At 61.0% G+C, this 8,896-nt stretch carries 8 protein-coding genes and 1 tRNA gene; all 9 read left to right on the top strand.

The annotated features are described in order from the left end of the window. The coding region (locus ACTJK4_RS24950; protein WP_440819197.1) for an EF-Tu/IF-2/RF-3 family GTPase at positions 1-423 on the top strand (423 nt) is incomplete at its 5' end. Positions 424-511: 88 nt separating this feature from the next. Beyond that, positions 512-587, top strand: a tRNA-Trp gene (locus ACTJK4_RS24945). A 59-nt stretch (positions 588-646) separates the two neighbouring features. After that, the gene (gene secE / locus ACTJK4_RS24940) at positions 647-1,027 is read left to right on the top strand and encodes a preprotein translocase subunit SecE (protein WP_232041208.1); all 381 of its coding nucleotides are present in this window, start codon (positions 647-649) and stop codon (positions 1,025-1,027) included. A 12-nt stretch (positions 1,028-1,039) separates the two neighbouring features. After that, positions 1,040-1,624 (top strand): transcription termination/antitermination protein NusG, encoded by a 585-nt coding sequence (gene nusG, locus ACTJK4_RS24935; RefSeq protein WP_004634452.1) that lies wholly within the window; start codon positions 1,040-1,042, stop codon positions 1,622-1,624. 176 nt (positions 1,625-1,800) lie between these two features. After that, the gene (gene rplK / locus ACTJK4_RS24930) at positions 1,801-2,232 is read left to right on the top strand and encodes a 50S ribosomal protein L11 (protein WP_004634453.1); all 432 of its coding nucleotides are present in this window, start codon (positions 1,801-1,803) and stop codon (positions 2,230-2,232) included. Between the two features lie 2 nt (positions 2,233-2,234). Continuing rightward, positions 2,235-2,930 (top strand): 50S ribosomal protein L1, encoded by a 696-nt coding sequence (gene rplA / locus ACTJK4_RS24925; RefSeq protein WP_147216777.1) that lies wholly within the window; start codon positions 2,235-2,237, stop codon positions 2,928-2,930. A gap of 376 nt (positions 2,931-3,306) precedes the next feature. Then, positions 3,307-3,813, top strand: coding sequence for a 50S ribosomal protein L10 (gene rplJ, locus ACTJK4_RS24920; protein WP_004634455.1), 507 nt, complete (start codon positions 3,307-3,309; stop codon positions 3,811-3,813). 66 nt (positions 3,814-3,879) lie between these two features. After that, complete coding sequence (gene rplL, locus ACTJK4_RS24915; RefSeq protein WP_004634456.1) at positions 3,880-4,254, top strand: 50S ribosomal protein L7/L12; 375 nt, start codon at positions 3,880-3,882, stop codon at positions 4,252-4,254. A gap of 448 nt (positions 4,255-4,702) precedes the next feature. Then, a complete protein-coding gene (gene rpoB / locus ACTJK4_RS24910; RefSeq protein WP_232041207.1) occupies positions 4,703-8,809 on the top strand; it encodes a DNA-directed RNA polymerase subunit beta in 4,107 nt (1,368 codons plus the stop codon). The last annotated feature ends 87 nt before the right edge of the window (positions 8,810-8,896 follow it).

Here is an 8,896-nt window from a genome sequence, read left to right as displayed (position 1 = left end):
ACCTGCACGGGCGTGGAAATGTTCCGCAAGCTGCTGGACCAAGGTCAAGCAGGCGACAACGTCGGTATTCTGCTGCGCGGCACGAAGCGCGAAGATGTCGAGCGCGGCCAAGTGCTGTGCAAGCCGGGTTCGATCAAGCCGCACACGCACTTCACGGGCGAGGTCTACATCCTGTCGAAGGACGAAGGCGGCCGTCACACGCCGTTCTTCAACAACTACCGCCCGCAGTTCTACTTCCGTACGACGGACGTGACCGGCTCGATCGCCCTGCCGGAAGGCAAGGAAATGGTCATGCCGGGCGACAACGTGTCGATCACCGTCAAGCTGATCGCCCCGATCGCCATGGAAGAAGGTCTGCGCTTCGCTATCCGTGAAGGCGGCCGTACCGTCGGCGCCGGCGTCGTCGCTAAGATCATCGAGTAAGAGCTGTAATTCTTCCGTGCGGCTGCCAACCGGCCGCACGTGAAGTGCCAGAGTGGGGTTGACCGAATGGCAACCCCAAAGCTGTTTTAGGGGTATAGCTCAACTGGCAGAGCGTCGGTCTCCAAAACCGAAGGTTGGGGGTTCGATTCCCTCTGCCCCTGCCAATTCATCAGCCGCGTCGCGCAGGAAAACGCGCCACGCGGCTTAGTCTCGTTTGGGAAACATGGCCAATCCGAACGTCGAAACCGTCAACACCGCCAGCGGCAAATGGCTGCTGGTCTTGGCGTTCCTGCTGCTGGTTGCTGGGGTGATCGGTTTTTACCTGCTTGCGCAACAGCCGAGCTATGTCCGTGCTGCCTCGCTGATCAGCGGGCTGGTGTTGGGCGCAGGCGTTGCGCTGGTGTCCGCGCCTGGGCAAGGCTTCATCGAGTTTGCGCGCGAGTCGTACCGCGAAGTTCGCAAGGTGGTGTGGCCGACGCGCAAGGAAGCCGGGCAAATGACCGGGCTGGTGTTTGCGTTCGTCGTGATCATGGCCCTGTTCCTGTGGTCTGCGGACAAGCTCATTGAGTGGGTGATCTTCTCGCTCGTGCTGGGCTGGAAATAATCGAGTGAAGCCATGACGGATAACGTAGCGAACGACACGTCCACGGATTCGTCCGCACCGGCCTCGAAGAAGCGCTGGTATGTCGTGCATGCCTATTCGGGCATGGAAAAAAGCGTGCAACGCGCGCTGCAGGAGCGTATTGAGCGCGAAGGCCTGCAACATCTGTTCGGTCAGATTCTGGTGCCGTCGGAAGAGGTGATGGAGAGCAAAAGCGGTCGCAAGACCGTGACTGAGCGCCGCCTGTTCCCCGGCTACGTCTTTGTCGAAATGGAGATGACCGACGAGACCTGGCACTTGGTGAAGAACACTTCCAAGGTGACCGGCTTCATTGGTGGTACAGGCAATCGCCCCTCGCCGATTTCCAAGAGCGAAGTCGACAAGATCATGGCCCAGATCCAGGAAGGGGTCGAGAAGCCACGTCCCAAGACGCTGTTCGAAGTGGGTGAGATGGTGCGCGTGAAGGAAGGCCCGTTTACCGACTTCAATGGCAACGTCGAAGAAGTGAACTACGAGAAATCGCGCCTGCGCGTTTCCGTGACGATCTTCGGACGTGCGACGCCGGTCGAGCTCGAGTTCGGTCAGGTCGAGAAGGTTTAAGAAATTCGGTGTGGTGGCGAAAGCCACTGCGCCAATCGCCCGGTCCGTTGGACTTGGCGGGCAACGGTGGCAATGTCACCTGCGCCAACAGAGGAGCGTCGGCCTTGCGCCGATGCGTTACCACTCAACAGGATTGCCATGGTTGGTTGAGCTAGGCAATCCGGATTGGAGTCAAGATGGCCAAGAAAATTATTGGCTTTATCAAGCTGCAAATTCCGGCTGGTAAAGCAAATCCGTCCCCGCCCGTCGGTCCCGCTCTGGGTCAGCGCGGTCTGAACATCATGGAGTTCTGCAAGGCGTTCAACGCGCAGACTCAAGGTATGGAACCGGGTCTGCCGGTGCCGGTGGTGATCACCGCCTTCGCCGACAAGAGCTTCACCTTCGTGATGAAGTCGCCGCCGGCGACCGTGCTCATCAAGAAGGCCGCCGGTATCCAGAAGGGTTCGGCCAAGCCGCATACCGACAAGGTCGGCAAGATCACCCGTGCCCAGGCAGAAGAAATTGCCAAGGCGAAGAACGCTGACCTTACCGCAGCTGATCTGGACGCCGCCGTGCGTACGATCGCCGGTAGCGCCCGTTCGATGGGTATCACGGTGGAGGGCCTGTAATCATGGCAAAGATTTCGAAGCGTGCGGCCGCGAACAAGGCCAAGGTCGAGCGTACCAAGTTCTACCCGATCGACGAAGCGCTGAGCCTCGTCAAGGAATGCGCCAGCGCCAAGTTCGATGAATCCATCGACGTGGCCGTGCAACTGGGCATCGATGCAAAGAAGTCGGACCAAGTGGTCCGTGGTTCGGTGGTGCTGCCTGCCGGTACCGGCAAGTCGGTGCGCGTGGCTGTGTTTGCTCAAGGCGACAAGGCCGAGCAAGCCAAGGCTGCGGGCGCTGAGATCGTCGGCATGGAAGATCTTGCCGAGCAGATCAAGGCCGGCAAGATGGACTTCGACGTCGTGATCGCTTCGCCGGACACGATGCGCGTGGTCGGTACGCTGGGTCAGATTCTGGGCCCGCGCGGCCTGATGCCGAACCCGAAGGTCGGCACCGTGACGCCGGACGTTGCTACGGCTGTGAAGAACGCCAAGGCTGGTCAGGTGCAATTCCGTGTCGACAAGGCCGGTATCGTCCATGCCACCATTGGCCGCCGATCGTTCGAGCCGGCAGCCCTGAAGAGCAACCTGGCTGCACTGCTGGACGCACTGACCAAGGCCAAGCCGGCGTCGAGCAAGGGTGTGTACCTGCGCAAGGTCGCCGTCTCGTCGACGATGGGCGTGGGCGTGCGTGTTGACCAGGCAACCCTGGCTGCCTGATCGAACTCGATCATTCGCATCGGGTGGCCCGATAACCATCCCGGTGTTAGCTGTTTTCTCTCGCGCGGCCCCGGCCGCGCGGACTCTCGAAGCCTGAGGGACAAGACTTTGGGCAGTGGTAGACGTTTGCGCAAGCAGGCCGACGCCGCTGGTTATCAAAGACCGTTGGCGGTGAAGGGCTCCTTGGAGCCAACACCTTAATCGCAGCCTGCTCCGGAAACGGAGGCGGTGCTTAGCCAACGCAGATGGCGCCCCCGAAGGGAATGAGTGACTTTGGTATTGCCGAAGTGATTTGTGCCAATCGGACGCCGTACTTTTGGACTGACCGAGGTGAACGCAGTGACTGCGGAAACCGAAGTCGTTTTGGAGCTTAACCGTGGCACTCAATCTCGAAGATAAGAAGGCCGTCGTGGCCGAGGTAACGGCGCAAGTCGCCAAGGCCTCGACCATCGTCGTCGCCGAATATCGCGGTATCACGGTTGGCGATCTGACCAAGCTGCGCGCGCAAGCGCGCCAGCAAGGCGTCTACCTGCGCGTTCTGAAGAACACGTTGGCGCGCCGTGCTGTTGAAGGCACGCCGTTTGCCGAACTCGCCGAGCAACTGACCGGCCCGCTGATCTACGGTATTTCCGAAGACGCAGTGGCCCCGGCCAAGGTGCTGAACGATTTCGCCAAGGGCAATGACAAGCTGGTGCTGCGCGCCGGTTCGTACGATGGCAAGGTTCTCGACGTCGACGCCGTGAAGGCGCTGGCAACGATTCCGAGCCGCGAAGAACTGCTCAGCAAGCTGCTGTTCGTCATGCAGGCTCCGGTGTCGGGCTTTGCCCGCGCCCTGGGTGCCCTGGCTGCCAAGCAAGGCGAAGGCGAGGCAGCAGCGGCCTAATAGGCTGCTGCTGCACCGCGCACAGATCGCACGATCGATACCGAATCACATTCTGGAGTTATTCAAATGGCAATCACCAAAGACGACATCCTGGAAGCCGTTGGCGCGATGTCCGTGATGGAACTGAACGACCTGGTCAAGGCGTTCGAAGAGAAGTTTGGCGTGTCGGCTGCTGCCGTGGCCGTGGCCGGTCCGGCTGCTGCTGGTGGCGCTGCTGCTGCTGAAGAGCAAACCGAATTTACCGTGACGCTGAAGAGCGCCGGCGCGAACAAGGTTGGCGTCATCAAGGCCGTGCGTGAAATCACCGGCCTGGGCCTGAAGGAAGCCAAGGACCTGGTCGATGGCGCACCGAAGCCCGTGAAGGAAGGCGTCGACAAGAAGACCGCCGACGAGCTGGTGAAGAAGCTGGTGGAAGCCGGCGCGGAAGCCGAAGCCAAGTAAGTGCAGGTCTCGCGTGCCGTATCGGTACGCGATGGAGGCTGGCAAAGGGAGATTTCCCGGCGCCAGCCTTTTTGCGCTTGTGGGACCGATTGTTGAGCGATCCCGCAATCACGCTGTAAGTATCGTTAAAGTCTCTTTGCCGGGTTTTCCGGCCGCCGGCCAGGACAAGGCCAGCAGAGGCCAAACATCAGTGGCACACTAGGCAGTCCGCAGTCCGCTGATGTTTGTCTTCTGAACCGACTGCAGAAGGCAAGTTTGGTCGGGTACTCCCCCGTCCGTAGCATGGGCTCCATGGGCCCATGTGCGGGTGGCGCGCGCAGTACCGTCAGCCAGAGGTTGGTAGCGGCCAACCGCCAAATCCCGTCACCAGTCGCTGAACACCTCAAGTGTCAGGCGTGCCTTATCGCCTTAAGTCCGTCGCGCGCACTTGCGATGATTCGGAGATCCCATGGCGTACAGCTTTACCGAGAAGAAGCGTATTCGCAAGAGTTTCGCGAAACGCGCAACGGTTCATCAGGTTCCCTTCCTGCTTGCCACCCAGATTCAATCGTATGCCCAGTTCTTGCAGGAGAACGCTCCTGTTGCACAACGCAAGAGCGAAGGTCTGCAAGCGGCGTTCAACGCCATTTTCCCCATCGTGTCGCACAACGGTCTGGCACGCATGGAGTTCGTGTCGTACCACCTGTCCAACCCGCCGTTTGACGTCAAGGAATGTCAGCAGCGTGGTCTGACCTTCCACTCGGCGCTGCGCGCAAAAGTGCGCTTGATCATCAACGACCGCGAGAATCCTACCAAGGTCAAGGAGATCAAGGAGCAGGAAGTCTACATGGGCGAAATTCCGCTCATGACCTCCACCGGTTCGTTCGTGATCAACGGTACGGAACGTGTGATCGTGTCCCAGCTGCACCGTTCGCCGGGCGTGTTCTTCGAACACGACAAGGGCAAGACGCACAGCTCGGGCAAGCTGCTGTTCTCGGCGCGGATCATTCCGTACCGCGGCTCGTGGCTCGATTTCGAATTCGACCCGAAGGACATCCTGTACTTCCGCGTTGACCGCCGCCGCAAGATGCCGGTGACGATCCTGCTGAAGTCGATTGGCCTGACGCCGGAGCAGATCCTGGCGCACTTCTTCGTGTTCGACAACTTCACGCTCAAGACCGAAGGCGCACTGATGGAATTCGTGCCCGAGCGTCTGCGCGGTGAAGTCGCGCGCTTCGACATTTCCGACAAGAACGGCAAGGTCGTGGTTGAGAAGGACAAGCGTATCAACGCCAAGCACATCCGCGACCTGGATTCCGCCGGTACCAAGCTGATCAGCGTGCCGGAAGACTACCTGCTGGGCCGCGTGCTGGCGAAGAACATCGTCGATCCGGATACCGGTGAAGTCCTGGCCAACGCCAACGACGAACTGACCGAAGGCGTGCTCGAGAAGCTGCGCGACGCCGGCGTGAAGGAAATCCAGACGCTGTACACGAACGACCTGGATCAAGGTCCGTACATGTCTGCGACGCTGCGCACGGACGACACGGCCGACCAGACCGCCGCGCGTATCGCCATCTACCGCATGATGCGCCCCGGCGAGCCGCCGACCGAAGACGCTGTCGAAGCGCTGTTCCAGCGTCTGTTCTATAGCGAAGACTCGTACGACCTGTCGCGCGTTGGCCGCATGAAGGTCAACAGCCGCCTGAACCGTTCGACCGGTACCGGCCCGATGGTGCTGACCGACGAGGACATCCTCGACACGATCAAACTGCTGGTGAACCTGCGTAACGGCAAGGGCGAAGTGGACGATATCGACCACCTCGGCAACCGCCGTGTGCGTTGCGTCGGCGAACTGGCGGAAAACCAGTTCCGCGCCGGTCTGTCGCGCGTGGAGCGTGCCGTGAAGGAACGTCTGGGCCAGGCCGAGACGGAAAACCTGATGCCGCACGACTTGATCAACTCGAAGCCGATTTCGTCGGCGATTCGCGAGTTCTTCGGTTCGTCGCAGCTGTCGCAGTTCATGGACCAGACCAACCCGCTGTCGGAAGTCACGCACAAGCGCCGTATTTCGGCACTGGGCCCGGGCGGTCTGACGCGCGAACGCGCGGGCTTTGAAGTCCGTGACGTGCACCCGACCCACTACGGCCGCGTGTGCCCGATCGAAACGCCGGAAGGTCCGAACATTGGTCTGATCAACTCGCTGGCGCTGTACGCACAACTGAACGACTACGGCTTCCTCGAAACGCCGTACCGCAAGGTTGAAAACGGCAAGCTGACCGACCAGGTGGATTACCTGTCGGCCATCGAGGAAGGCAAGTACGTGGTGGCGCAGGCCAACGCGACGCTGGACAAGGACGGCAACCTGATCGACGAGCTGGTCTCCGCGCGTGAAGGCAGCGAGCGTGAAACCCGTATGGTCACGCCGGACCGCGTGCAGTACATCGACGTGGCACCGTCGCAGATCGTGTCGGCTGCAGCCTCGCTGGTGCCGTTCCTCGAGCACGATGATGCAAACCGTGCACTGATGGGCGCAAACATGCAGCGTCAGGCCGTGCCTTGCCTGCGTGCGGACAAGCCGCTGGTGGGTACTGGCGTCGAGCGCACCGTGGCAGTGGACTCGGGTACCGCCGTGCAGGCAACCCGTGGCGGCGTGGTCGACTACGTTGACGCGAACCGCGTGGTGATCCGTGTGAACGATGCCGAAGCCGTCGCTGGTGAAGTCGGCGTGGACATCTACAACCTGATCAAGTACACGCGTTCGAACCAGAACACGAACATCAATCAGCGTCCGATGGTCAAGGTGGGCGATGTCGTTGCCCGCGGCGACGTGATCGCTGACGGCGCCTCGACCGACATGGGCGAGCTGGCGCTCGGCCAGAACATGCTGGTCGCGTTCATGCCCTGGAACGGCTACAACTTCGAGGATTCGATCCTGATCTCGGAGCGTGTGGTTGCTGAAGACCGCTACACCTCGATCCACATCGAGGAGCTGTCGGTCGTTGCTCGCGACACCAAGCTCGGACCGGAAGAAATCACGCGGGACATCTCGAACCTGGCCGAAGCCCAACTGGCTCGCCTGGACGAATCGGGCATCACGTACATCGGCGCAGAAGTGGAAGCCGGCGACGTGATGGTTGGCAAGGTCACGCCCAAGGGCGAGACCCAGCTGACGCCGGAAGAGAAGCTGCTGCGTGCGATCTTCGGTGAGAAGGCGTCCGACGTGAAGGACACCTCGCTGCGCGTGCCTTCGGGCATGAGCGGTACCGTGATCGACGTGCAGGTCTTCACGCGTGAAGGCGTGGTGCGTGACAAGCGCGCCCAGTCGATCATCGACGAAGAACTGAAGCGCTACCGCCTGGACCTGAACGACCAGCTGCGTATCGTGGAAGGCGATGCCTTCCAGCGTCTGGAGCGTCTGCTGGTGGGCAAGGTTGCCAACGGCGGCCCGAAGAAGCTGGCCAAGGGCACCGCGCTCACGAAGGAATACCTGGCCGATCTGGACAAGTGGCACTGGTTCGACATCCGCCCGGCGGAAGACGAAGTCGCGCTGCAACTGGAAGCCGTGAAGGTTGCCATCGAGCAGAAGCGCCATGACTTCGACCTCGCGTTCGAAGAAAAGCGCAAGAAGCTCACGCAAGGCGACGAACTGCCGCCGGGCGTGATCAAGATGGTCAAGGTGTACCTGGCCGTGAAGCGTCGCCTGCAGCCTGGTGACAAGATGGCCGGCCGTCACGGTAACAAGGGTGTTGTGTCGAAGATCACCCCGATCGAAGACATGCCCTACATGGCCGACGGCACACCTGCTGACATCGTGCTGAACCCGCTGGGCGTGCCTTCGCGGATGAACGTGGGTCAGATTCTCGAAACCCACCTGGGTTGGGCTGCCCGCGGTCTGGGCGAGCGCATCGGCAACATGCTCAAGGCGCAAGCCAAGGCTGCCGAGATCCGCAAGCTGCTGGGTCAGATCTACAACGAGAGCGGCAAGGTTGAAGATCTGGACAGCCTGTCCGATGCTGAAATCCTCGAGCTGGCCGAGAACCTGAAGAAGGGCGTGCCGTTCGCGACGCCGGTGTTCGATGGTGCGCATGAGGATGAAATCCGCCGCATGCTGGACCTCGCCTATCCGGAAGACATCGCGAAGGAGAAGGGCCTGACCGCATCCAAGCAACAGGTCACGCTGTTCGACGGCCGCACCGGTGAAGCCTTCGAGCGTCCGGTCACGCTGGGCGTGATGCACATGCTGAAGCTGCACCACTTGGTCGACGACAAGATGCACGCGCGTTCGACCGGTCCGTACTCGCTGGTGACGCAGCAGCCCCTGGGCGGTAAGGCCCAGTTCGGTGGCCAGCGTTTCGGTGAAATGGAAGTGTGGGCACTCGAAGCGTACGGCGCGTCCTACGTGCTGCAGGAAATGCTGACCGTGAAGTCGGATGACGTGAACGGCCGGACCAAGGTGTACGAGAACATCGTCAAGGGCGAGCACTCGATCGATGCCGGCATGCCGGAATCGTTCAACGTGCTGGTGAAGGAAATCCGCTCGCTGGGTATCGACATCGACCTCGAGCGCAACTGAGCGCCGATGCGGTGAGGGCGTGGCGGCAACATCGCCATGCCCTGGTAACAGCAGCCATTGACGAAGATTTAGGGCCGGCGCCTTTGG

The sequence above is a fragment of the Ralstonia sp. 22111 genome (assembly GCF_052045895.1).
In the GTDB taxonomy this organism is placed as follows: domain Bacteria; phylum Pseudomonadota; class Gammaproteobacteria; order Burkholderiales; family Burkholderiaceae; genus Ralstonia; species Ralstonia wenshanensis.
Note: the sequence above shows the minus strand (reverse complement) of the source record. Positions and strands in the feature narration are given on the sequence as shown.

Excerpts from the sequence above, each read along its gene's own strand:
- nusG (WP_004634452.1), top strand. The coding sequence starts at position 1,040 with ATGACGGATAACGTAGCGAACGACACGTCCACGGATTCGTCCGCACCG.
- rplK (WP_004634453.1), top strand. The coding sequence starts at position 1,801 with ATGGCCAAGAAAATTATTGGCTTTATCAAGCTGCAAATTCCGGCTGGT.
- rplL (WP_004634456.1), top strand. The coding sequence starts at position 3,880 with ATGGCAATCACCAAAGACGACATCCTGGAAGCCGTTGGCGCGATGTCC.
- rpoB (WP_232041207.1), top strand. The coding sequence starts at position 4,703 with ATGGCGTACAGCTTTACCGAGAAGAAGCGTATTCGCAAGAGTTTCGCG.
- rplA (WP_147216777.1), top strand. The coding sequence starts at position 2,235 with ATGGCAAAGATTTCGAAGCGTGCGGCCGCGAACAAGGCCAAGGTCGAG.
- secE (WP_232041208.1), top strand. The coding sequence starts at position 647 with ATGGCCAATCCGAACGTCGAAACCGTCAACACCGCCAGCGGCAAATGG.